Origin of the sequence: Streptomyces sp. NBC_01261 (genome assembly GCF_036226385.1) — a bacterium.
Taxonomy (GTDB): Bacteria; Actinomycetota; Actinomycetes; order Streptomycetales; family Streptomycetaceae; genus Streptomyces.
The window spans coordinates 3,383,916-3,405,679 of record NZ_CP108463.1 but is presented as its reverse complement, the minus strand read 5'-3'; the positions used below and the strand labels follow the sequence as shown (position 1 = coordinate 3,405,679).

Here is a 21,764-nt window from a genome sequence, read left to right as displayed (position 1 = left end):
CGGTCGGGAAGGAGCGGGGGCGGCTCGGGGGGAACCATCACGGCTCGGTGAGGGGCAGCGACGGCTCGGTAAGGTGCGAATGCGGCTGATACAGCTTACGAGCAGGTCGAGCAGGATGCACCCGCCCGTGAGGCGCCTGGATCTCCGCCCCGATCCCCGAGCGGATCTCCGCCCCGACCCCCGTCCGGCACCCCGCCGTTTCCCGGCTGTCAGTGACGGGTGGCAGGATCGGAGGCATGCCAGACGTGCTCGATGCCAGCCCCTACGACGCCCTCCTCCTGCTCTCGTTCGGCGGCCCCGAAGGCCCGGACGACGTGGTTCCGTTCCTGGAGAACGTGACGCGTGGGCGCGGCATCCCCAAGGAACGCCTCAAGGAAGTGGGGCAGCACTACTTCCTGTTCGGCGGGGTCAGCCCGATCAACGACCAGAACCGCGCCCTCCTGGACGCCCTCCGCAAGGACTTCGCGGACCACGGCCTGGACCTGCCGGTCTACTGGGGCAACCGCAACTGGGCCCCGTACCTCACGGACACCCTGCGCGAGATGGTCACCGACGGCCGCCGCCGCATCCTGGTCCTCGCCACCAGCGCCTACGCCTCGTACTCGGGCTGCCGCCAGTACCGGGAGAACCTCGCGGAATCCCTGGCCGCCCTTGAGGCCGAGGGCCTCGACCTCCCGAAGGTCGACAAGCTGCGCCACTACTTCAACCACCCCGGCTTCCTGGAGCCGATGATCGACGGGGTGGTCGAGTCCCTCGCCGACCTCCCCGAGGACGTCCGGGACGGCGCGCACCTCGCCTTCTCGACCCACTCCATCCCGACCGCCGCGGCCGACGGCTCCGGCCCGGTCGAGGACCACGGGGACGGCGGGGCGTACGTCGAGGAGCACCTGGACGTGGCCCGGCTGGTCGCCGACGCCGTCCGCGAGCGCACCGGCGTCGACCACCCCTGGCAGCTCGTCTACCAGTCCCGCTCCGGCGCCCCGCAGATCCCGTGGCTGGAGCCCGACATCTGCGACCACCTGGAGGAGCGCCACGCGGCCGGCGTCCCCGCGGTCGTCATGGCACCCATCGGCTTCGTCTCCGACCACATGGAGGTCCTCTACGACCTCGACACGGAGGCCACGGCCAAGGCCGCCGAACTGGGCCTGCCCGTCCGCCGGTCGGCCACCGTGGGCGCCGACCCGCGCTTCGCCGCCGCGATCCGCGAGCTGGTCCTGGAGCGCGCCGCCGTAGAGAGCGGGCACCAGGTCACGCCCTGCGCCCTGGGTGCGCTCGGCGCCGGCCACAACGTCTGCCCGGTGGGCTGCTGCCCGGCCCGCGCCCCCCGCCCCGCCGCCGCGGGCGCCGACAGCCCCTACGCCTGAGGAGCGCCGTGACCGACCCCCTGCACCAGGAACTGCTCGCACTCGCCCAGGAAGCCGCCTACAAGGCCGGCGCCCTGCTGCGGGACGGCCGCCCGGCCGACCTCGCGGTCGCCGCCACGAAGTCCAGCCCGATCGACGTCGTCACCGAGATGGACATCGCGGCCGAGAAGCTGATCACCGACCTGATCTCCGAACAGCGCCCCGACGACGGCTTCCTGGGCGAGGAGGGAGCCTCCGTCACGGGCACCAGCGGCGTCCGCTGGGTCATCGACCCGCTCGACGGCACGGTCAACTACCTGTACGGACTGCCCACTTGGTCCGTCTCCATCGCCGCCGAGCTGGACGGTGAGACCGTCGCCGGGGTCGTCGCGGTCCCGATGCGCGGCGAGACGTTCCACGCGGTGCTCGGCGGCGGGGCGTGGGCCACGGGCGCGTGGGAGGGCGAACGCAGGCTCGCCTGCCGCCCGGCGGCACCCCTGGAGCAGGCGTTGGTCTCGACCGGCTTCAACTACGTCACCGAGGTCCGAGCCCACCAGGCCGACGTGGCGCAGAAGTTGATCCCGTTGCTGCGTGACATCCGGCGGGGCGGTTCGGCGGCGGTCGACCTGTGCGACGTGGCCGCGGGGCGCCTGGACGGTTACTACGAGCGGGGGTTGAACCCGTGGGACCTCGCCGCGGGTGACCTGATCGCCCGCGAGGCGGGCGCCCTGACCGGTGGACGCCCCGGAGAGCGCCCCGCACGCGATCTGGCGATCGCGGGCACCCCGGGCGTCTTCGAGCCCCTCCAGCGGCTGTTGGAGGACTTCGGGGCGTGGCACGACTGACGCTCACGGAACCGGGCGAGGCAAGTGAAAAGCAGCAGGCCCCCGGCGCTGGATTCGCCAGGGGCCTGCTTTTCTGCTGTTCGCACTGATCAGACGCTCGTCGCGCCGACCTCCACACCGTGGTCGGCGGCGAGGCGGCGCAGGTCGTCGAGCTCGGCCTGTTCCACCTCGACGAGGAAGTCGTCGCCCTCGTCACGAGCCCGCGTCAGGTCGGTCTCGGTCGCCCTTATGCGCTGCAGAAGTCCTGCGGTGAATGCGTCCATGCTGCGCCCCCTCGTCCTGGGTCGTGGGTCGTTTGGCACGGGGGTGTGCCGTTCGGAAGGGGCGATCACGTCTGCGGTATGGGGTGCCCAGCGCTGCCCTGGCTGGGCGGCGACGGTGCCGGACACCCACGCCCGCTCTGCGGAAGCGGTTGGACGTACCACAAGGTGGCTTGCCACATGCAGAGCGTGATCGCGGGGTGTAAAGCCGTCCTCCCCCCGCTCTCTTCCGTGGAAACCTCAACCCACCGAGAAAATCCCGCATTCCCGGGCCTCACACCCGACCTTCATCTCGCGCCCGGCCGCCTTACAGCCGACTTATGGCCGAAAAGGGCAGGATGGAGGTCACACAGCCACGAAGACCCTGCCCGCGTGCGCCGAGGCGCGCTACGCGGGTGGACAGAGGAAGGACAAGCGACGTGCGCGTACTCGTCGTCGAGGACGAGCAGCTGCTCGCCGATGCGGTGGCCACCGGACTGCGCCGGGAGGCCATGGCCGTCGACGTCGTGTACGACGGCGCGGCCGCCCTGGAGCGCATCGGCGTCAACGACTACGACGTGGTCGTCCTCGACCGGGACCTCCCGCTCGTGCACGGCGACGACGTCTGCCGCAAGATCGTCGAGCTCGGCATGGCCACGCGCGTCCTGATGCTCACCGCGTCCGGCGACGTCAGCGACCGTGTCGAGGGCCTGGAGATCGGCGCCGACGACTATCTGCCCAAGCCCTTCGCGTTCAGCGAGCTGACGGCACGCGTGCGTGCCCTCGGACGTCGTACGAGCGTGCCGCTGCCGCCCGTCCTGGAGCGCGCCGGCATCAAGCTCGACCCGAACCGCCGAGAGGTGTTCCGCGACGGCAAGGAAGTCCAGCTCGCGCCCAAGGAGTTCGCCGTCCTGGAGGTGCTGCTGCGCAGCGAGGGCGCCGTCGTCTCCGCGGAGCAGCTCCTGGAGAAGGCCTGGGACGAGAACACGGACCCGTTCACGAACGTCGTGCGCGTCACCGTGATGACCCTGCGCCGCAAGCTCGGTGAGCCCCCGGTCATCGTCACCGTCCCCGGCTCCGGTTACCGGATCTGATCCACTGTGGCGACGACTCCCGCGCCTCCCCAGGCGCCCCCGAAGCCCACGTGGGACCCCAGAAGGCCCGAACCACCGTTCCCCTGGCTGCGACCCACCATCCGCATAAGGCTCACGCTGCTGTACGGCGGCATGTTCCTGATCGCCGGCATCCTGCTGCTGTCGATCATCTACCTGCTCGCCGCGCAGGCTGTGAACACAGGTAACGCACCTCTGTTCAAGATCATCGACGGTGATTCGATCAAGGTCACCAGCGACAGCTGCCCCGCGGTGAACAACGCGAGCAACATCTCGCTGGGCGCGTTCAACGCCGCGATCAGCGAGTGCATCGACCACCAGCGCCAGGGCGCCCTGGACAACCTCCTCAGCCGCTCGCTCCTGGCCCTGCTCGGCCTCGCGATCATCGCCTTCGCGTTCGGGTACGCGATGGCGGGCCGGGTGCTGTCCCCGCTCGGCCGGATCACCCGCACCGCCCGCGCGGTGGCCGGCTCGGACCTGTCCCGCCGGATCGAGCTGGACGGCCCGGACGACGAGCTGAAGGAGCTCGCGGACACCTTCGACGAGATGCTGGAGCGGCTGCAGCGGGCCTTCACCGCCCAGCAGCGCTTCGTGGGGAACGCGTCGCACGAGTTGCGCACTCCCCTGGCGATCAACCGCACGCTCCTGGAAGTGCACCTTTCCGATCCAGGCGCCCCCATGGAGCTGCAACAGCTGGGCAAGACGCTGCTCGCCACCAACGAGCGCAGCGAGCAGCTCGTCGAGGGTCTGCTGCTGCTCGCCCGCAGCGACAACCAGATCGTCGAGCGCAAGCCCGTGGACCTCGCCGAGGTCGCCGAGCAGGCCGTCGACCAGGTGAACGGCGAGGCGGCCGCCAAGGGTGTGGTGATCCGCGGCGAACAGAAACCCGCGGTCGTCCAGGGCAACGGCGTCCTGCTGGAGCGGATCGCCCTGAACCTGGTGCAGAACGCGGTGCGCTACAACGTGCCGGAGGACGGCTGGGTCGAGGTCACCACCGAGGTCCAGCACGGCCAGGCGGTGCTCATAGTCTCGAACACGGGTCCGGTGGTCCCGGCGTACGAGATCGACAACCTCTTCGAGCCCTTCAGGCGGCTGCGTACGGAGCGGACGGGCAGCGACAAGGGTGTGGGCCTCGGGCTGTCGATCGCGCGGTCCGTGGCGCGGGCGCACGGCGGCCATATCTCGGCCCTGCCGCGTGAGGGGGGTGGACTCGTGATGCGAGTCACCCTGCCCATCTGAGATCATGTCGCCGACACACGAGGATGTTCGCTTTGCGCGGAATTTTCTGGCCGCTTCTCCGGCAACCTCGTGTGTGATCGATCACAAGCGCGATTTTCAGGCCATCTACTCTCCGTGATCATGCACCCTGTCGGAAAGCCGGGAAAATCCGGGTTTTCGGGGGTCTTGATCACGGGAAGTACACGATGAGGTGCCTTTGAAGAGCGGCACGAGGACCGTGTACGGTCCCCTTCGCCATCCAAGCCGATCACTCTTGAGGGGTCCGGTTGGGTGTCGATTGAGTAACAGACCTTGATGTGAGGCAAAATCTCCGCCTCAGGTCGGGCACAAGTCCGGCCTCTCACGCGTTACGTGCGCTGGAGACACCGCAGACACCCAGAGGGGGAGAGCGCGACATGGCAACGGATTACGACACCCCACGCAAGACCGACGACGACGTCGACTCGGACAGCCTTGAAGAACTCAAGGCGCGTAGGAACGACAAGTCGACTTCCGCAGTGGACGTCGACGAATTCGAGGCCGCCGAGGGCCTTGAGCTGCCCGGAGCGGACCTCTCGAACGAAGAGCTGGCCGTCCGGGTGCTGCCCAAGCAGCAGGACGAGTTCACTTGCATGAGCTGCTTCCTGGTGCACCACCGCAGCCAGCTGGCCCGCGAGAAGAACGGCCAGCCGATCTGCCGCGACTGCGACTGAGGAGGGGTCGGCCGTGACTGGCTCGACCCCACCCTGGAAGCGCCGCTCCCGCAGGTCGGGAGCGGACGAAGGGCCGACGGACGGTCCTCATGGCGCGCGTGACGACGAGCGGGGCTCATCCGAACCTGGATCAGCCTCGCTCGAACCGGCGGCCGACCGGGCTGACCTCCCGGTTCCGACGGATGTTCCCGCAGCCGCCCCCGTCGCCAAACGACGGGCGGCGGTGATCCGGGACAAGGCCAGGGAAGGCGTCCGCAAGGGCGGCAGCCGGGCCAGGGCCGGTCTGGCGTACCTCGCCGACCGGATCATCGACATAGCCCCGCGGATCCCCGTGCGGGACCTTCAGGCGCTTCGGCGGCAGTTCCCGGGCCTCGGCCCCGAACAGCTCGCCGACAAACTGGTGGCGGGCGCCGCCAACGCGACATCGACGGTCGGCGCCGGCATCGGTGCCGCGGCGATGCTGCCGGTGCCGCCCGCGATGCCCACCGAACTGGCCGCCGAGATCACCGGCGTCGCCGCGATCGAACTGAAGCTGATCGCCGAGCTCTACGAGGTCTACGGCGCCCGTCCGCCCGGCGACCTCCGGCAGCGCAGCACCACGTATCTGAACTCCTGGTCCGGGGAGCGCGGTATCGACGTGACGAAGCCGTCGACCATGAGCGCCGCGCTGAACGGTCACATGAAGCGCGAGCTGCGCCAGCAGATCATGAAACGCATGGTCCGGGACCTGCCGAACCTGATGCCCTTCATGGTCGGCGCCGCCGTCGGAGCGGTCATGAACCGCCGGGACACCAGGAAACTCGCCGAGCGCATCCGCAAGGACCTGCGCAAGGCCCAGGTCCCGTGGGACGCGCTGCCCGAACTGCCGCCCCTGGAGGCCCCGCCGGACCCGCTCCGGATGGGTGAGATCCCGAAGGAACTCGGTCGCTGAGAAGGCCCTAGACGGCTGCCGCGCGGGCCGTCTTCAGGGCCTCCGCCAGCCGCTCCGGCTCGCGGGTCGACAGGTACAGGTACGGCGTCGGGTCGTCCGGGTCGGTGACCTCGACGCGCAGTGCCCTCGGGATGTACGAGCGCAGCAGCAGGAAGGCGCGGGTGTCGGCCTTGTAGGTGCGCCAGGCGCGGGCCTCCTCCGGGTCCAGGATCTCCGCCTCGCCCAGGGCCGTCACCGGGATCTTCGCCTCGCCGGCGATCAGCTGGTCGCCCACGATCCGGATGCGGAGCGAGCCGTAGGAACTGGCCATCACGGAGGCGACCGCGGTGCCGCCGACCAGGCCGCCGAGCAGCGGCAGGGTGCCGAAGGGCAGCAGGATCAGGGCGAAGGAGACGCCGACCAGGAACGAGATGAACCACCACGAACGGGGGGCGGTGAGGCGCTCGTCGTAGGGGGAGGCGGAAAGCTGCATGGAGCCAAGCTTGGCACGGTGTCCGGAACCTACCGACGCGCGGGTAAGGTCTGCGCCTGTGAGTGGTACTTCCCCAGCTCTTGAGCCTCCGTCCGACGCCGTGAAACCGGTGCGGCACCCTGACGCGCCCGCGCCGGGCGAGCTGCTCGGTGCGCACTACGAACAGTGTTTCGGATGTGGCGGCGACCAGCCGCACGGGCTGCACCTGGAGGCGCGGGCCGGTGAGGGCGTCACCATCACCGCCGAGTTCACCGTGCGGGCCGCCCACCAGGGTGCCCCGGGCCTCGCGCACGGCGGAGTGCTCGCCAGCGCGCTGGACGAGACCCTCGGCTCGCTGAACTGGCTGCTGCGGACGATCGCGGTGACCGGCCGCCTGGAGACCGACTTCGTCCGGCCGGTGCCCGTGGACACCGTGCTGTACCTGGAGGCCGAGGTGACGGCCGTGGCCGGCCGGAAGATCTACTCGACCGCCACCGGACGCATCGGCGGCCCCGACGGGCCCGTCGCGGTGCGCGCCGACGCCCTCTTCGTCGAGGTGAAGGTCGACCACTTCATCGACAACGGCCGCCCGCAGGAGATCCGGGCCGCCATGGACGACCCGGACCAGGTCCGGCGTACCCGTGCCTTCGAGGTGAACCCGTGAGCCGTGAACCCCGTCAAGAGCTCGCCGTGTCGATCCGCCGCGTCGACCCGGACGTACCGCTTCCGTCGTACGGGCATCCCGGTGACGCGGGAGCCGATCTGCGGACCACCGAGAGCCGGGAACTGAAGCCGGGTGAACGGGCCGTACTGCCCACGGGGGTGTCTATCGCTCTCCCGGAGGGGTACGCGGCCTTCGTACACCCTCGTTCGGGGCTCGCCGCCCGCTGCGGTGTTGCCCTGGTGAATGCCCCGGGGACGGTTGATGCCGGGTACCGTGGGGAGATCAAGGTGATCGTGGTGAATCTCGACCCGTACGAGTCGGTTCGGTTCGAGCGCTTCGACCGGATCGCCCAGCTTGTCGTCCAGCAGGTCGAGAGGGTCCGCTTCCAGGAGGTCGCGGAGCTTCCCGAATCGGCGCGGGCCGAGGGGGGCTTCGGGTCCACCGGCGGTCACGCCGCCGTGGGCGGCACCACGGGTGGGAATCGATACGCTTCGGTCGTATCCGACCGGGAAGGACAGTGACGTGTTCGGACGTCGCAAGAAGGGCACTGCCGCCGAGGACGCGGCGAGCGAGGCCGAGCAGGTCGTCGACGACGTCGACACTGAGGCGGACGGATCGGTCGAGCGCGTGAAGCTCGAACCGGAGCCCCGCCCCGACGGACCCTGGGACGACTCGGAGATCGGCGACCCCGCCGAGGGCCGGGTGGACCTGGGCGGTCTGTTCGTGCCGGGAGTCGACGGCATGGAGCTGCGGGTCGAGGTCGCGGGTGACGCGATCGTCGCCGCCACCGTGGTCCTCAAGGACAGTGCCATCCAGTTGCAGGCCTTCGCCGCTCCCAAGCGCGAGGGCATCTGGGGTGAGGTCCGCGAGGAGATCGCCAGCGGTATCACCCAGCAGGGCGGCATCGTCGACGAGGTCGAGGGCCCGCTGGGCTGGGAGCTGCGCGCGCAGGTTCCGGTGCAGCTGCCGGACGGCACGGGCGGTTTCCAGGTGGTGCGGTTCGTCGGTGTGGACGGTTCGCGCTGGTTCCTGCGCGGGGTGATCTCCGGGCAGGGCGCGGTGCAGCCGCAGGCCGCCGGGCTGCTCGAACAGATCTTCCGGGACACGGTCGTCGTGCGTGGCGAGGGCCCGATGGCGCCCCGCGACCCGATCGTCCTGAAGCTGCCGAACGACGCGCAGATGGTTCCCGAGGGCGTCCAGCAGGAGGAGGCGGGTTCCCGCTTCTCCGGCGGCATGGGGCAGCTGCAGCGCGGACCGGAGATCACCGAGGTCCGCTAGCCGGAACAGACAGACACGAAAGGGTCGTACCCCTCCTCGGGGTACGGCCCTTCGTCGTGCGCGCACTCTTGACGGCTCATTGGTCCGTACCTATGGTCTCGGCTCAACGCCCAAGTTCATGAGGGTGCTCTGTGTTCACATACGAGAACGGAGTCACCGTGCGCCGCGCTGCCCTGCTCTCCGTCGTCACCGCCCTGGTCCTGGGCTTCTTCGCCCAGCCCGGCACCACCGCCCAGGCCGCCCCCGCCACCTTCGTCCACCCCGGAGTCGACGTCTCCAGGAGCCAGCTGGACTTCGCCCGCACCGAGGTCCTCGCCGGCGCCCAGCCCTGGAAGGGCGCCTACGACCAGATGATGGCCAGCTCCTACGCCAGCCTGAGTCGCACCCCGAAGCCGAGAGCCGTCGTCGAGTGCGGCTCGTACTCCAACCCCAACTACGGCTGCACCGACGAGCGCGAGGACGCGATCGCGGCCTACACCGACGCGCTCGCCTGGTACATCACCAAGGACGCGCGCTACGCCCAGAAGGCCATCGAGATCATGGACGCCTGGTCGGCCACGATCACCAGCCACACCAACAGCAACGCGCCCCTGCAGACCGGCTGGGCCGGCTCCTCCTGGCCCAAGGCCGCCGAGATCATCAAGTACACGTACACCGGGACGTGGGCCAACTCGGCCCGCTTCGCGACCATGTTGCGCAACGTGTACCTGCCCGAGATCATCAACGGCTCCAATTCCAACGGGAACTGGGAGCTGACGATGATGGACGCCGCCGTCGGCATCTCCGTCTTCCTGGAGGACAGGACGTCGTACGACAAGGCCATGGCGATCTTCCGGACGCGGACGGCCGCGTACATCTACCTCGCCTCGGACGGTTCCGTACCGAAGACCGTGCCGAGCCAGAACCTCAACACCACGGCGAAGATCGTCAGTTACTGGCAGGGCCAGTCGACCTTCGTCACCGGGCTCACCCAGGAGACGTGCCGCGACTTCACGCACACCGGGTACGGCCTCTCGTCGATCTCGCACGTCGCCGAGACCAGCCGGATCCAGGGCACCGACCTCTACGGCACCGACGTGGGGGAGCGGCTGCGGCAGGCGCTCGGGTTCCAGGCCAAGTACCAGCTGGGCACGGCCGTGCCCAGCTGGCTGTGCGGCGGGTCGCTGACCCTGGGGCTCGGGCCGGTCACCGAGGTCGGCTACAACGCCCTGCACAACCGCCTGGGCATCGCGATGGCCAACACCCAGACACTCACCCTCAACAACCGCCCGGCAGGCAGCAACAACCTCTTCGTGGCCTGGGAGACCCTGACCCACGGCGACAACCCCAACTGAACATCCCGAACCTCGCCGGACCCTGATGCCCGTACGGTGCCGTACGGGCATCAGAGATGCGTCAAAGACGTCCCCCACCGCGCTCGCCACCCTATTTGTCGGACTTATTGGCCGTAAAGTCGACGCTGCGTACAGAGCTGTGACGGGAAGACAATGGGGCCATGGGACGCGGCAAGCTTCGGATCTACCTCGGTGCGGCACCGGGCGTCGGCAAGACGTACGCCATGCTGTCCGAGGCCCACCGCAGGGTGGAGCGGGGCACGGACTGCGTGGTCGCCTTCGTGGAGCACCACGGGAGGGCCCGCACCGAGGTGATGCTGCACGGCCTGGAGCAGGTCCCGCGCGTGGAGCTGGCCTACCGGGAGACCGTCTTCACCGAGATGGACGTCGACGCGGTGCTGCGCCGGGCTCCGGCCGTCGCCCTGGTGGACGAACTCGCCCACACCAATATCCCCGGCTCCCGCAACACCAAGCGCTGGCAGGACATCGAGGAACTCCTCGCGGCCGGCATCGACGTCGTGTCGACCGTCAACATCCAGCACCTGGAGTCACTCGGCGATGTCGTCGAGTCGATCACCGGGGTCCGGCAGCAGGAGACCGTGCCGGACGAGGTCGTCCGCCGGGCCGACCAGATCGAACTCGTCGACATGTCGCCCCAGGCGCTGCGCCGCCGGATGGCGCACGGCAACATCTACAAGCCCGACAAGGTCGACGCGGCCCTCTCGAACTACTTCCGGCCCGGAAACCTCACCGCCCTGCGGGAGTTGGCCCTGCTGTGGGTGGCCGACCGGGTCGACGAGTACCTCCAGGAGTACCGCAGCGAGCACCAGGTCTCGGCGATCTGGGGTTCCCGCGAGCGGATCGTCGTAGGACTGACCGGCGGCCCCGAAGGGCGGACGCTGATACGGCGGGCCGCGCGGCTCGCCGAGAAGGGGGCCGGCGGCGAGGTGCTGGCCGTCTACATCTCCCGCAGCGACGGGCTGACCTCGGCCTCCCCGAAGGAACTCGCCCTCCAGCGCACCCTCGCCGAGGACCTCGGCGGCACCTTCCACCACGTCGTCGGCGACGACATCCCGGCCGCGCTGCTCGACTTCGCGCGCGGGGTGAACGCCACGCAGATCGTCCTCGGCTCCTCGCGCCGCAAGACCTGGCAGTACGTCTTCGGGCCGGGGGTGGGGGCCACGGTCGCCCGCGAGTCGGGGCCCGATCTCGACGTCCACATCGTCACCCACGAGGAGGTCGCCAGGGGGCGCGGGCTGCCCGTGTCCCGGGGCGCGCGGCTCGGGCGGGCGCGGATCGTCTCGGGGTGGCTGGTCGGGGTGGTGGGCCCGGTGGGGCTCGCGTTCCTGCTCAACGCCGTCCACCTCGGGCTCGCCAACGACATGCTGCTGTTCCTGTCGCTGACGGTCGCGGCGGCGCTGCTCGGCGGGCTGGCACCGGCGCTGGTCTCGGCGGCCGTCGGATCGTTCCTGCTGAACTACTACTACACGCCCCCGCTGCACCGGATGACGATCGCCGACCCCAAGAACATCGTCGCCATCGCGATCTTCGTCGGCGTCGCCGTGTCCGTGGCCTCCGTGGTGGACCTCGCGGCGCGACGCACCCAGCAGGCCGCCAGACTGCGTGCCGAGTCGGAGATCCTGTCCTTCCTCGCGGGCAGCGTGCTGCGCGGCGAGACCAGCCTGGAGGCCCTCTTGGAGCGCGTCCGGGAGACCTTCGGCATGGAGTCCGTGGCCCTGCTGGAGCGCAAGAGCGACGTGGACCCCTGGACCTGCGCCGGACGCGTGGGCGTGGGCGCGCCGCTGGAGCGGCCCGAGGACGGCGATGTGGACATGCCGGTCGGCGACCACATGGCCCTCGCGCTGACCGGCCGCGTGTTGCCCGCCTCCGACCGCCGGGTGCTCGCCGCCTTCGCCGCGCAGGCGGCCGTCGTACTCGACCGCAGGCGCCTGCGCGAGGAGGCCGACCAGGCCCGTGCGCTCGCCGAGGGCAATCGCATCCGTACGGCCCTCCTGGCGGCCGTGAGCCACGATCTGCGGACGCCCCTCGCCGGCATCAAGGCGGCCGTGTCGAGTCTGCGCTCCGACGACGTGGCGTGGTCCGAGGAGGACCAGGCCGAGCTGCTGGAGGGCATCGAGGACGGCGCCGACCGGCTCGACCACCTCGTGGGCAACCTGCTCGACATGTCCCGCCTCCAGACCGGCACGGTCACGCCGATCATCCGCGAGATCGACCTCGACGAGGTGGTGCCGATGGCGCTGGGCGGGGTCCCCGAAGGCAGCGCCGAACTCGACATCCCGGAGACGCTGCCCATGGTGGCCGTCGACCCCGGGCTCCTGGAGCGCGCGGTGGCCAACCTGGTCGAGAACGCGGTCAAGTACAGCCCGTCCGGCGAAACCGTCCTGGTGTCCGCCAGCGCCATCGCCGACCGCGTCGAGGTACGGGTGGTCGACCGGGGCCCCGGAGTCCCGGACCAGGCCAAGGACCGCATCTTCGAGCCCTTCCAGCGCTACGGCGACGCACCGCGCGGCGCCGGAGTCGGACTCGGGCTCGCCGTGGCGCGCGGCTTCACCGAGGCCATGAACGGCACCCTGAACGCCGAGGACACCCCCGGCGGCGGCCTCACCATGGTGCTCACGCTCCGCGCGGCGGACGGCGTCGTAGAGGACGCGCATGACGTGTTTGACGTACAACCGGAAAGGCAGGCCTCATGACCAGGGTCCTCGTGGTCGAGGATGAGCCGCAGATCGTGCGGGCCCTCGTGATCAACCTCAAGGCGCGGAAGTACGAGGTCGACGCCGCCGCCGACGGCAAGACCGCCCTCGACCTCGCCGCCTCCCGCCACCCGGACGTGGTCGTCCTCGACCTGGGGCTGCCCGACATGGACGGCGTCGAGGTGATCCGGGGACTGCGCGGCTGGACCCGGGTGCCGATCCTCGTGCTGTCCGCACGGCACTCCTCCGACGAGAAGGTCGAGGCGCTGGACGCGGGCGCCGACGACTACGTCACCAAGCCCTTCGGCATGGACGAACTGCTGGCCCGGCTGCGGGCCGCCGTGCGCCGGGCCGAGCCCACCGGGGGCGGCGAGGACGACGTCCTGGTCGAGACCGAGGAGTTCACCGTCGACCTGGCCGCCAAGAAGGTCCACCGGGACGGGCGGGACGTACGGCTCACCCCCACGGAGTGGCATCTGCTGGAGGTGCTCGTGCGCAACACCGGGCGGCTGGTCAGCCAGAAGCAGCTGCTCCAGGAGGTGTGGGGGCCGTCGTACGGGACCGAGACGAACTACCTGCGCGTGTACATGGCACAGCTGCGGCGCAAGCTGGAGACGGACCCCGCGCACCCCAAGCACTTCATCACGGAGCCCGGTATGGGCTACCGGTTCGAGCGCTGAGGCCGTGGGTACGTTGCTGTCAGTGGACCCCGGTACGCTTCAGATATGAGCGCTGTCCCTCGTTCCGAAAAGCCGGCCGGACGGTTCCGGCGCATGCTCGACCGGCTCTCCACCTCGCAGGAGGACCTGGAGTCGGAGGAGCTGCGTGAGGACGCCGAGACAGAGGGCTGTGTCCGGATCGGCGACTGCCACGACCGACAGATCGTGACGGTTACTGGTACCTTGCGCACGGTCACGCTGCGCCCCCGGGCGGGAGTTCCGGCCCTGGAGGCCGAGCTGTTCGACGGTTCGGCCGCCCTGGACGTGGTGTGGCTCGGCAGGCGCTCCATCGTGGGGATAGAACCGGGGCGCAAGCTGATCGCGTCCGGCCGGATCTCGATGAGCAGAGGCCGCCGGGTGCTCTTCAACCCGAAATACGAACTGAGACCCCTCGGACGGGAGTAGCCGGTGACGTCGCTCGACAAGCCGACCGCGGACACCGTGGACGCCGACGACAGCGAGCAGGATGTCCGGGCGGTGACCGAGGCAGCCCTCTTCGAGGCGTTCGGCGGACTGCGCGGCATGATCGAAACGGTCCTGCCGGGCCTGCTCTTCGTCAGCATCTTCACCGTCAACAAGAACCTGCACTGGTCGGCGATCGCCGCACTGGCCGTCGCGCTGGCCCTGGTCGTGGTCCGGCTGGTGATGCGGGACACCGTCAAGCACGCCTTCAGCGGAGTCTTCGGCGTCGCCTTCGGTGTCGTCTTCGCGATGATGACGGGCAACGCCAAGAACTTCTATCTGCCGGGCATGCTCTACACGCTGGGGCTCGCCCTCGCGTACATCATCACGACCCTCGCCGGCGTCCCGCTGATCGGCCTGATCCTGGGCCCGGTCTTCAAGGAGAACCTCTCCTGGCGGACCCGCAACCCCGGCCGCAAGAAGGCCTACGCGAAGGCCAGTTGGGCCTGGGGCCTGATCCTGCTCGCCAAGTGCGCGATCCTCTTCCCGCTCTACTGGTGGGCCAACACCGCCCAACTCGGCTGGGTCCTGGTCGCGTTGAAGATCCCGCCGTTCCTGCTCGCCGTCTGGCTGACCTGGGTCTTCCTCGCGAAGGCGCCCGCGCCGATCGACGTGTTCGCGGAGATGGAGGCGGAGGAGCAGGCCGAGAAGGACCGCAAGGCCGCCGCCGAGTCCGCGGGCGAGGCACAGGACGCCACGTCGGGACGGCACCGTCGCGACGCATAGTTTCTGGCTACGACGAGGAGGGGCGCCCTGAGATCTCAGGGCGCCCCTCCTCGTCGTAGACCCAAGACGGATCAGCTCGCCGCGTCCTCCCGGCGCACCGACAACAGGTCCTCCAACTGCTCCTCGCGCGCCTGAGCCGCCACGAACAGCAGCTCGTCGCCCGCCTCCAGGGAGTCCTCGCGGGACGGGGTCAGGACGCGGGTGCCGCGGATGATCGCCACCAGGGTCGTGTCCTCGGGCCACTCCACGTCGCCGACCTGGGTGCCCGCGAGGGCGGACTCCTCGGGGAGGGTCAGCTCGACGAGGTTGGCGTCGCCGTGGCTGAAGCGGAGCAGGCGGACGAGGTCGCCGACCGACACCGCCTCCTCGACCAGGGCCGACATCAGACGCGGGGTGGAGACGGCCACGTCGACGCCCCAGGACTCGTTGAAGAGCCATTCGTTCTTGGGGTTGTTGACGCGGGCGACGACGCGGGGGACGCCGTACTCCGTCTTCGCGAGGAGGGAGACGACGAGGTTGACCTTGTCGTCGCCGGTCGCGGCGATCACGACATTGCAGCGCTGCAACGCCGCCTCGTCCAGGGACGTGATCTCGCAGGCGTCGGCCAGCAGCCACTCCGCCTGGGGGACCCGCTCGACCGAGATCGCGGTCGGGGCCTTGTCGATGAGAAGGATCTCGTGACCGTTCTCCAGGAGCTCTCCGGCGATCGAACGACCGACCGCGCCGGCTCCGGCAATGGCGACCCTCATCAGTGACCGCCCTCCTCTTCGGGACCCTTGGCGAACGCCGCCTCGACCTTGTCGATCTCGTCCGTACGCATCATCACGTGCACGAGGTCGCCCTCCTGCAACACGGTCTGCGAAGAGGGCAGCATCGCCTCGCCGAGACGGGTGAGGAACGCCACGCGGACGCCCGTCTCCTCCTGCAGCTTGCTGATCCGCTGGCCGACCCAGGCGGCCGAGGCGTGCACCTCGGCGAGCTGCACCCCGCCGGTGGGGTCCCGCCACAGCGGCTCCGCGCCCGAGGGCAGCAGCCGGCGCAGCATCTGGTCGGCGGTCCAGCGGACCGTGGCCACGGTGGGGATGCCCAGGCGCTGGTAGACCTCGGCGCGGCGGGGGTCGTAGATACGGGCCGCGACGTTCTCCACGCCGAACATCTCGCGGGCCACGCGCGCCGAGATGATGTTCGAGTTGTCACCGCTGGAGACGGCCGCGAACGCGCCCGCCTCCTCGATGCCGGCCTCGCGCAGGGTGTCCTGGTCGAAGCCGACCCCGGTGACCCGGCGGCCGCCGAATCCGGGGCCCAGCCGACGGAAGGCGGTGGGGTCCTGGTCGATCACGGCGACCGTGTGCCCCTGTTGCTCCAGGGTCTGGGCGAGAGCGGAACCCACTCTGCCGCAGCCCATGATGACGATGTGCACGACCGTCCTTCCGGTGTCCTGAAATCAATGCTCAGCCCCATCAGGGTCTCAGACCGAGGCCAAAGTACACACGTCCGGTCCTTTGGGGGCACCCCTGTGCGTCAGCGGCGGCCGATGCTGCGCACGCCGGCCAGGGTGAGGATTCCGCGGCCGACGAGGGCGGCCAGGGCGCCGATCAGCTCTGCGGTCGCGGGCATGGAACCTCCAGGAGGCGGTGGGGAGCGGGGTTTTGTCATACAGACACGGAGTCGGCGATCTTGACGGAATCCGCGACTCCACTCGTCCCTCGTTCCACTCGCGAGGCAGATGACGGGGGTCAAGACCGGGTCAAGCCGGTGGCGAGTAGAGGATCGCCTGTTCGAAGGCCTACGATCCTCTGTTGTGTCCAAACTGACCGACGTGCCCAAGCGCATCCTCATCGGGCGCGCACTGCGCAGCGACCGGTTGGGCGAAACGCTCCTGCCGAAGCGCATCGCACTCCCCGTCTTCGCTTCCGACCCGCTGTCCTCCGTGGCGTACGCGCCGGGCGAGGTGCTGCTGGTCCTCTCCATCGCGGGCGTGTCGGCGTACCACTTCAGCCCGTGGATCGCGGTCGCGGTCGTGGTGCTGATGTTCACCGTGGTCGCCTCCTACCGGCAGAACGTGCATGCCTACCCCAGCGGCGGCGGCGACTACGAGGTGGCCACCACCAACCTCGGCCCCAAGGCCGGCCTCACCGTCGCCAGCGCCCTGCTCGTCGACTACGTCCTCACCGTCGCCGTCTCGATCGCCTCCGGCATCGAGAACCTCGGCTCCGCGGTCCCCTTCGTGGTCGAGCACAAGGTGCTGTGCGCGGTCGCCGTCGTGGTGCTGCTCACGCTGATGAACCTGCGCGGCGTGAAGGAGTCCGGCTCGCTGTTCGCGATCCCGACGTACGTCTTCGTCGCGGGCGTCTTCATCATGATCGCGTGGGGCGCCTTCCGCGGCCTGGTCCTCGGCGACACCATGCGCGCGCCGACCGCCGCCTACCACATCAGGGCCGAACACCAGGGCCTGGCGGGCTTCGCCCTGGTCTTCCTGCTCCTGCGCGCCTTCTCCTCCGGCTGCGCCGCGCTCACCGGTGTCGAGGCGATCTCCAACGGCGTCCCGGCCTTCCGCAAGCCCAAGTCGAAGAACGCGGCGACCACGCTCGCGGCGATGGGCATCCTGGCCGTCACGATGTTCTGCGGGATCATCGCGCTGGCCATGACGACCAAGGTCCGCATGGCCGAGAACCCGGGCACCGACCTGCTCCACAACGGCGTCGCGATCGGCTCCGGCTACGTCCAGAACCCGGTGATCTCCCAGGTCGCCGAGGCCGTGTTCGGCAAGGGCAGCTTCCTGTTCGTCGTGCTCGCCGCGGCCACCGCGCTGGTCCTGTTCCTGGCCGCCAACACGGCGTACAACGGCTTCCCGCTGCTCGGCTCGATCCTCGCCCAGGACCGCTACCTGCCGCGCCAGCTGCACACCCGGGGCGACCGCCTGGCCTTCTCGAACGGCATCGTGCTGCTCGCCGGCACGGCCGCGCTGCTGCTGGCGATCTACGGCGCCGACTCGACCCGGCTGATCCAGCTGTACATCGTCGGCGTCTTCGTCTCCTTCACCCTCAGCCAGACCGGCATGGTCCGGCACTGGAACCGCCACCTGGCCACCGAGAAGGACCAGAACAAGCGCCGGCACATGGTCCGCTCCCGGGCCATCAACACCTTCGGCGCGTTCTTCACCGGCCTGGTGCTGGTCGTCGTCCTGGTCACGAAGTTCACCCACGGCGCCTGGGTGGCGCTGCTCGGCATGTGCATCTTCTACGCCACGATGACCGCGATCCGTAAGCACTACGACCGGGTCGCCGAGGAGATCGCGGCCCCCGAGGGCCCGAGCGACGACAGCCTCCGCCCGTCCCGCGTGCACTCGGTCGTCCTGATCTCCAAGATCCACCGCCCGGCTCTACGGGCCCTCGCCTACGCCAAGTTGATGCGCTCGGACACCCTGGAGGCGCTCAGCGTCAACGTCGACCCGGCGGAGACCAGGGCGCTGCGCGAGGAGTGGGAGCGGCGCGGGATCGACGTACCGCTGAAGGTGCTGGACTCGCCGTACCGGGAGATCACGCGGCCGATCATCGAGTACGTGAAGGGGTTGCGGAAGGAGTCGCCGCGCGACGCGGTGTCCGTGATCATCCCCGAGTACGTGGTCGGCCACTGGTACGAACACCTCCTCCACAACCAGAGCGCGCTGCGGCTCAAGGGCCGGCTGCTGTTCACGCCGGGCGTGATGGTGACGTCGGTGCCGTACCAGCTGGAGTCCTCCGAGGCGGCGAAGAACCGGGCGCGGAAGCGGCAGGAGTGGAGTGCGCCGGGGGCGGTGCGGCGAGGCCCCGCGGAGGAGCGGCACACCGAGTCCCCGAAGTCCAAGCTCTAGCCGGGCTCTAGCCGGGCTCCGGCCGGGACGGCTTTGTGGTGAGCGGTCGGGCGGGGCCCACGTAGACTGGTGGGCTGTTGTCCGGCCGTTCCCCTGTGTACGTCCTTTCGCTCGCCCCCTTTCGCATTTGGAGTCACCCCGCCATGCAGGCAGAACCGAAGAAATCGCTGGTGGGGGAGGAGTACGAGGTCGAGGTGGGCCCCGTCGCCCATGGCGGGCACTGCATCGCCCGTACGTCCGAGGGGCAGGTGCTGTTCGTCCGGCACGCGCTGCCCGGTGAGCGTGTCGTCGCGCGGGTCACCGACGGCGAGGAGGGTGCGCGGTTCCTGCGTGCCGACGCGGTGACGATCCTGGACGAGTCCAAGGACCGGGTTGAGGCACCCTGTCCGTACGCCGGGCCCGGCCGCTGCGGGGGCTGCGACTGGCAGCACGCCAAGCCCGGCGCCCAGCGCCGGCTCAAGGGCGAGGTCATCACCGAGCAGTTGCAGCGGCTCGCGGGGCTCACGCCCGAGGAGGCCGGCTGGGACGGCACGGTGATGCCGGCCGAGGGCGACAAGCTGCCCGCGGGCCAGGTGCCGCGGTGGCGCACGCGCGTCCAGTACGCGGTGGACGTCGACGGCAACGCCGGTCTGCGCAAGCACCGTTCGCACGAGGTCGAGCCGGTCGAGCACTGCATGATCGCGGCGCTGGGCGTCAGCGAGCTGGGCATCGAGGAGCGCGACTGGTCCGGCATGGCGTCGGTCGAGGCGATCGCGGCGACGGGCTCCCAGGACTGCATGGTCATCCTGGAGCCCCGCCCCGGCGCACGGCTGCCCCTGGTCGAGCTCGAACGCCCCGTCTCCGTCATGCGCGTCGAGGAGCACGACGGCGGCATCCACCGCGTGCACGGCCGCGCGTTCGTCCGCGAGCGGGCCGACGGCCGTACGTACCGCGTCGGCAGCGGCGGCTTCTGGCAGGTCCACCCGATGGCCGCGGACACCCTCGTCAAGGCGGTCATGCAGGGTCTGCTGCCGCGCAAGGGCGACATGGCCCTCGACCTGTACTGCGGCGTCGGCCTCTTCGCCGGCGCGCTGGCCGACCGCCTCGGCGACAAGGGCGCGGTCCTCGGCATCGAGTCGGGCAAGCGCGCGGTCGAGGACGCGCGGCACAACCTCGCCGGGTTCGAACGGGTGCGGATCGAGCAGGGCAAGGTCGAGAGTGTGCTTCCGCGGACGGGGATCAGTGAGGTCGATCTGATCGTGCTGGATCCGCCGCGGGCGGGGGCCGGCAAGAAGACCGTGGAGCACCTGTCGTCCCTCGGGGCACGGAAGATCGCTTATGTGGCTTGCGATCCGGCGGCGTTGGCTCGGGACATCGCCTATTTCCGGGATGGGGGGTATCGGGTGCGGACGTTGCGGGCGTTCGATCTGTTTCCGATGACTCATCATGTGGAGTGCGTGGCGATTCTGGAGCCGGTGGCGAAGCCGTCCTGACCTGCGGTTTTGTACGTGCGTGTTATGTGCGGTGTGGGTGTTGCGGGCGGTATCTCGACGCTGAAATGACGCTCGTCCTGATGGGGTGTCAGGCGCGCTGTGTCGCAGGTGAGCGGTCAGATGTGCAGCTCGGTCGTGGAGCACCGCTGAGGGCTTCGTGAAGCCAAGTGGTTGCGCTCGGCCGCACGTGCGGAACGCCTCCGCTCACGCGGAGATCGACCTGTCGGCCGGAAGCGGGCCTCTGCGGGGCGCTGTCTGTGGTTGTGCGGCCCGCCCTACCGAGGCGAGCTGGCCGACGCGTTCGGACAGTGATGCGGTTTCGCTGATCGCGTGACCTGGCTGTTCTGGGTGAATTACGCTGCGTAGTCCGGCCGTTACGAGAATGCGGCCGGAGGTGGGCGGCCGGGTTGCGGACGGGGTGGTGGTTCCCCGGCGCGCGGAGGTGGTTCCACATCGCTCACGTGCGTGTCCCGGAGGGAGTGGTATGCCGCAACGGCGCGTCATCACCGACCGCAGCCAGGAACCCCGCCAGCGGTTCGCCGAGGAGTTGCGGAGGCTGCGCGAAGCGAGCGGGCTGAGCCTGCGGGCGCTTGGTGAACGGCTCGGCTGGGACTGGTCGTTGTTCGGCAAGATGGAGAACGGCGAGACGCTCGGCAGCCCGGAGGTCGTCCAGGCGTTGGACACGCACTACGGGACGCCGGGGCTGTTGCTGGCGTTGTGGGAGCTGGCGGCTGGGGACCATACGCAGTTCCGCGAGCGGTACCGGCGGTACATGGCGCTGGAGGCGGAGGCGGTGAGCTTGTGGCACTTCGCGGTGAGCGTGCTGCCGGGGTTGTTGCAGACGCCGGGGTATGCACGGGAGATGCTGGCGGCGGGCGGGCTTGAGGGTAAGGAACTTGAGCAGCAGGTCGATGCCCGGATGGGGCGGCGGGAGTTGTTGGAGGGGGAGGGTGCGCCCCGGTTCCGGACCATTCTTTCTGAGGCGGTCCTACGCACGGCATTGCTGAACTCCCGTGAGTGGCGCGGGCAGTTGGAGCACCTGGCTGAGATGGCTGAACGCCCGAACGTTGCCGTTCATGTGCTGCCGTTCAGTGCTGGCCCCTACGGGCTTGATAGCACTGACCTGTGGTTCCTGTGTATGCCGCAGGGACGTACGGTGGCATACACGGAGAATGCGCACCGCGGCGACCTGATCGAAGACGGTGCGGCGGTCGAGAAGCTGCAAGGTGCCTACGATGCAGTTCGTGACCTGGCGCTGTCCCCGGCCGAGTCGCGGAAGTTCGTCCTGCGCATGTTGGAGGAAGTGCCGTGCGATCCATCGACCTGAGCGTCATAAACTGGCGAAAGAGCTCATACAGCAACTCGGACGGTGGCGCCTGCGTCGAGGTCTCTGACGACTTCGCCGCTGTCGTCCCGGTACGGGACAGCAAGGTTCCCCACGGGCCGGTGCTTGTGTTCCCTGCCGGCGGGTGGAACTCCTTCGTTTCGGCAATCGGGAACGGGCAGTTGAGCGACTGATCAGGCAAGGCGACGGCCCCACGATCTGCTCCGATCGTGGGGTCATCGCCTTGCCCTGCTCCATCTGCTGTTGAGGGACGCAGGCCAGGTCGGTGCCGTCCGGCTGATGGCGCTTCAGCGCTGAAGTGGTCCGTGGACCCCAATGGCCGGTCTCGGGTCGTGTGGCCCGCAT

At 69.6% G+C, this 21,764-nt stretch carries 22 protein-coding genes; 18 read left to right on the top strand and 4 right to left on the bottom strand.

Annotation, left to right across the window (positions count from 1 at the left end):
- The first annotated feature begins 236 nt into the window (after positions 1-236).
- Complete coding sequence (locus tag OG226_RS14580; protein ID WP_329349184.1) at positions 237-1,364, top strand: ferrochelatase; 1,128 nt, start codon at positions 237-239, stop codon at positions 1,362-1,364.
- Between the two features lie 8 nt (positions 1,365-1,372).
- Positions 1,373-2,188: an inositol monophosphatase family protein gene (locus tag OG226_RS14575; RefSeq protein WP_328677954.1), complete on the top strand. Its 816-nt coding sequence runs from the start codon at positions 1,373-1,375 to the stop codon at positions 2,186-2,188.
- Between the two features lie 89 nt (positions 2,189-2,277).
- Here OG226_RS14575 and OG226_RS14570 read toward each other — a convergent pair whose 3' ends face one another.
- On the bottom strand, positions 2,278-2,451 hold the full coding sequence (locus tag OG226_RS14570) for a hypothetical protein (RefSeq protein WP_019061061.1): 174 nt from the start codon (positions 2,449-2,451) through the stop codon (positions 2,278-2,280).
- A gap of 416 nt (positions 2,452-2,867) precedes the next feature.
- On the opposite strand from OG226_RS14570, the gene OG226_RS14565 reads away from it, so the two are divergent.
- The 4 genes from OG226_RS14565 to OG226_RS14550 all read left to right on the top strand — a co-directional run bounded on the left by OG226_RS14565 (position 2,868) and on the right by OG226_RS14550 (position 6,401).
- Complete coding sequence (locus OG226_RS14565) at positions 2,868-3,521, top strand: response regulator transcription factor (RefSeq protein ID WP_019061062.1); 654 nt, start codon at positions 2,868-2,870, stop codon at positions 3,519-3,521.
- Positions 3,522-3,527: 6 nt separating this feature from the next.
- Positions 3,528-4,778: a sensor histidine kinase gene (locus tag OG226_RS14560; RefSeq protein WP_329349183.1), complete on the top strand. Its 1,251-nt coding sequence runs from the start codon at positions 3,528-3,530 to the stop codon at positions 4,776-4,778.
- 395 nt (positions 4,779-5,173) lie between these two features.
- Positions 5,174-5,470, top strand: a complete 297-nt coding sequence (locus OG226_RS14555; protein ID WP_005481602.1) for a DUF4193 domain-containing protein — start codon at positions 5,174-5,176, stop codon at positions 5,468-5,470.
- 13 nt (positions 5,471-5,483) lie between these two features.
- A complete protein-coding gene (locus OG226_RS14550) occupies positions 5,484-6,401 on the top strand; it encodes a hypothetical protein (protein ID WP_328677762.1) in 918 nt (305 codons plus the stop codon).
- A gap of 7 nt (positions 6,402-6,408) precedes the next feature.
- Here the strand turns inward: OG226_RS14550 and OG226_RS14545 are convergent, their stop codons facing one another.
- Entirely contained in the window at positions 6,409-6,873 is a 465-nt protein-coding gene (locus OG226_RS14545; protein WP_033283956.1) for a DUF3093 domain-containing protein, read from the bottom strand.
- Between the two features lie 58 nt (positions 6,874-6,931).
- On the opposite strand from OG226_RS14545, the gene OG226_RS14540 reads away from it, so the two are divergent.
- The 8 genes from OG226_RS14540 (at position 6,932) to OG226_RS14505 (ending at position 14,749) form a co-directional block, all read left to right on the top strand.
- Positions 6,932-7,516, top strand: coding sequence for a PaaI family thioesterase (locus OG226_RS14540; protein WP_329349182.1), 585 nt, complete (start codon positions 6,932-6,934; stop codon positions 7,514-7,516).
- Positions 7,513-8,037, top strand: coding sequence for a dUTP diphosphatase (gene dut, locus OG226_RS14535; RefSeq protein ID WP_328677756.1), 525 nt, complete (start codon positions 7,513-7,515; stop codon positions 8,035-8,037). Before OG226_RS14540 ends, dut begins: the two co-directional genes overlap by 4 nt.
- Position 8,038: 1 nt before the next feature.
- Positions 8,039-8,794 carry a DUF3710 domain-containing protein gene (locus tag OG226_RS14530; protein WP_328677755.1) on the top strand — a complete coding sequence of 252 codons (756 nt, stop codon included), beginning with the start codon at positions 8,039-8,041 and terminating at the stop codon, positions 8,792-8,794.
- Positions 8,795-8,952: 158 nt separating this feature from the next.
- Positions 8,953-10,128 carry an alginate lyase family protein gene (locus OG226_RS14525; protein ID WP_329349181.1) on the top strand — a complete coding sequence of 392 codons (1,176 nt, stop codon included), beginning with the start codon at positions 8,953-8,955 and terminating at the stop codon, positions 10,126-10,128.
- 161 nt (positions 10,129-10,289) lie between these two features.
- On the top strand, positions 10,290-12,842 hold the full coding sequence (locus tag OG226_RS14520; protein WP_328677753.1) for a sensor histidine kinase KdpD: 2,553 nt from the start codon (positions 10,290-10,292) through the stop codon (positions 12,840-12,842).
- Positions 12,839-13,522, top strand: coding sequence for a response regulator (locus OG226_RS14515; RefSeq protein ID WP_329349180.1), 684 nt, complete (start codon positions 12,839-12,841; stop codon positions 13,520-13,522). Before OG226_RS14520 ends, OG226_RS14515 begins: the two co-directional genes overlap by 4 nt.
- 45 nt (positions 13,523-13,567) lie before the next feature.
- Complete coding sequence (locus tag OG226_RS14510) at positions 13,568-13,966, top strand: OB-fold nucleic acid binding domain-containing protein (RefSeq protein WP_200678990.1); 399 nt, start codon at positions 13,568-13,570, stop codon at positions 13,964-13,966.
- A 3-nt stretch (positions 13,967-13,969) separates the two neighbouring features.
- Positions 13,970-14,749, top strand: a complete 780-nt coding sequence (locus OG226_RS14505; RefSeq protein WP_328677745.1) for a DUF3159 domain-containing protein — start codon at positions 13,970-13,972, stop codon at positions 14,747-14,749.
- 71 nt (positions 14,750-14,820) lie between these two features.
- On the opposite strand, the gene OG226_RS14500 is transcribed toward OG226_RS14505, so the two are convergent.
- Together OG226_RS14500 and OG226_RS14495 are read right to left on the bottom strand one after the other, a co-directional pair.
- Positions 14,821-15,498 carry a potassium channel family protein gene (locus OG226_RS14500; protein ID WP_328677743.1) on the bottom strand — a complete coding sequence of 226 codons (678 nt, stop codon included), beginning with the start codon at positions 15,496-15,498 and terminating at the stop codon, positions 14,821-14,823.
- Positions 15,498-16,169, bottom strand: a complete 672-nt coding sequence (locus OG226_RS14495; RefSeq protein WP_019061075.1) for a potassium channel family protein — start codon at positions 16,167-16,169, stop codon at positions 15,498-15,500. The genes OG226_RS14500 and OG226_RS14495 overlap by 1 nt, the downstream gene beginning before the upstream one ends.
- Before the next feature lie 381 nt (positions 16,170-16,550).
- Between OG226_RS14495 and OG226_RS14490 the strand changes: the two genes are divergently transcribed.
- The 4 genes from OG226_RS14490 (at position 16,551) to OG226_RS14475 (ending at position 21,592) form a co-directional block, all read left to right on the top strand.
- Entirely contained in the window at positions 16,551-18,602 is a 2,052-nt protein-coding gene (locus OG226_RS14490; RefSeq protein ID WP_328677738.1) for an APC family permease, read from the top strand.
- Between the two features lie 143 nt (positions 18,603-18,745).
- The gene (locus OG226_RS14485; protein WP_329349179.1) at positions 18,746-20,074 is read left to right on the top strand and encodes a class I SAM-dependent RNA methyltransferase; all 1,329 of its coding nucleotides are present in this window, start codon (positions 18,746-18,748) and stop codon (positions 20,072-20,074) included.
- A 484-nt stretch (positions 20,075-20,558) separates the two neighbouring features.
- A complete protein-coding gene (locus OG226_RS14480; protein WP_329349178.1) occupies positions 20,559-21,401 on the top strand; it encodes a helix-turn-helix domain-containing protein in 843 nt (280 codons plus the stop codon).
- Positions 21,383-21,592 (top strand): DUF397 domain-containing protein, encoded by a 210-nt coding sequence (locus tag OG226_RS14475; RefSeq protein ID WP_329349177.1) that lies wholly within the window; start codon positions 21,383-21,385, stop codon positions 21,590-21,592. The genes OG226_RS14480 and OG226_RS14475 overlap by 19 nt, the downstream gene beginning before the upstream one ends.
- Positions 21,593-21,764: the final 172 nt, after the last annotated feature.

Coding starts and splice junctions, on each gene's coding strand:
- OG226_RS14510 (WP_200678990.1), top strand. CDS start 13,568: ATGAGCGCTGTCCCTCGTTCCGAAAAGCCGGCCGGACGGTTCCGGCGC.
- OG226_RS14500 (WP_328677743.1), bottom strand. CDS start 15,498: ATGAGGGTCGCCATTGCCGGAGCCGGCGCGGTCGGTCGTTCGATCGCC.
- OG226_RS14580 (WP_329349184.1), top strand. CDS start 237: ATGCCAGACGTGCTCGATGCCAGCCCCTACGACGCCCTCCTCCTGCTC.
- OG226_RS14480 (WP_329349178.1), top strand. CDS start 20,559: ATGCCGCAACGGCGCGTCATCACCGACCGCAGCCAGGAACCCCGCCAG.
- OG226_RS14570 (WP_019061061.1), bottom strand. CDS start 2,451: ATGGACGCATTCACCGCAGGACTTCTGCAGCGCATAAGGGCGACCGAG.
- OG226_RS14555 (WP_005481602.1), top strand. CDS start 5,174: ATGGCAACGGATTACGACACCCCACGCAAGACCGACGACGACGTCGAC.
- OG226_RS14485 (WP_329349179.1), top strand. CDS start 18,746: ATGCAGGCAGAACCGAAGAAATCGCTGGTGGGGGAGGAGTACGAGGTC.
- OG226_RS14545 (WP_033283956.1), bottom strand. CDS start 6,873: ATGCAGCTTTCCGCCTCCCCCTACGACGAGCGCCTCACCGCCCCCCGT.
- OG226_RS14520 (WP_328677753.1), top strand. CDS start 10,290: ATGGGACGCGGCAAGCTTCGGATCTACCTCGGTGCGGCACCGGGCGTC.
- OG226_RS14515 (WP_329349180.1), top strand. CDS start 12,839: ATGACCAGGGTCCTCGTGGTCGAGGATGAGCCGCAGATCGTGCGGGCC.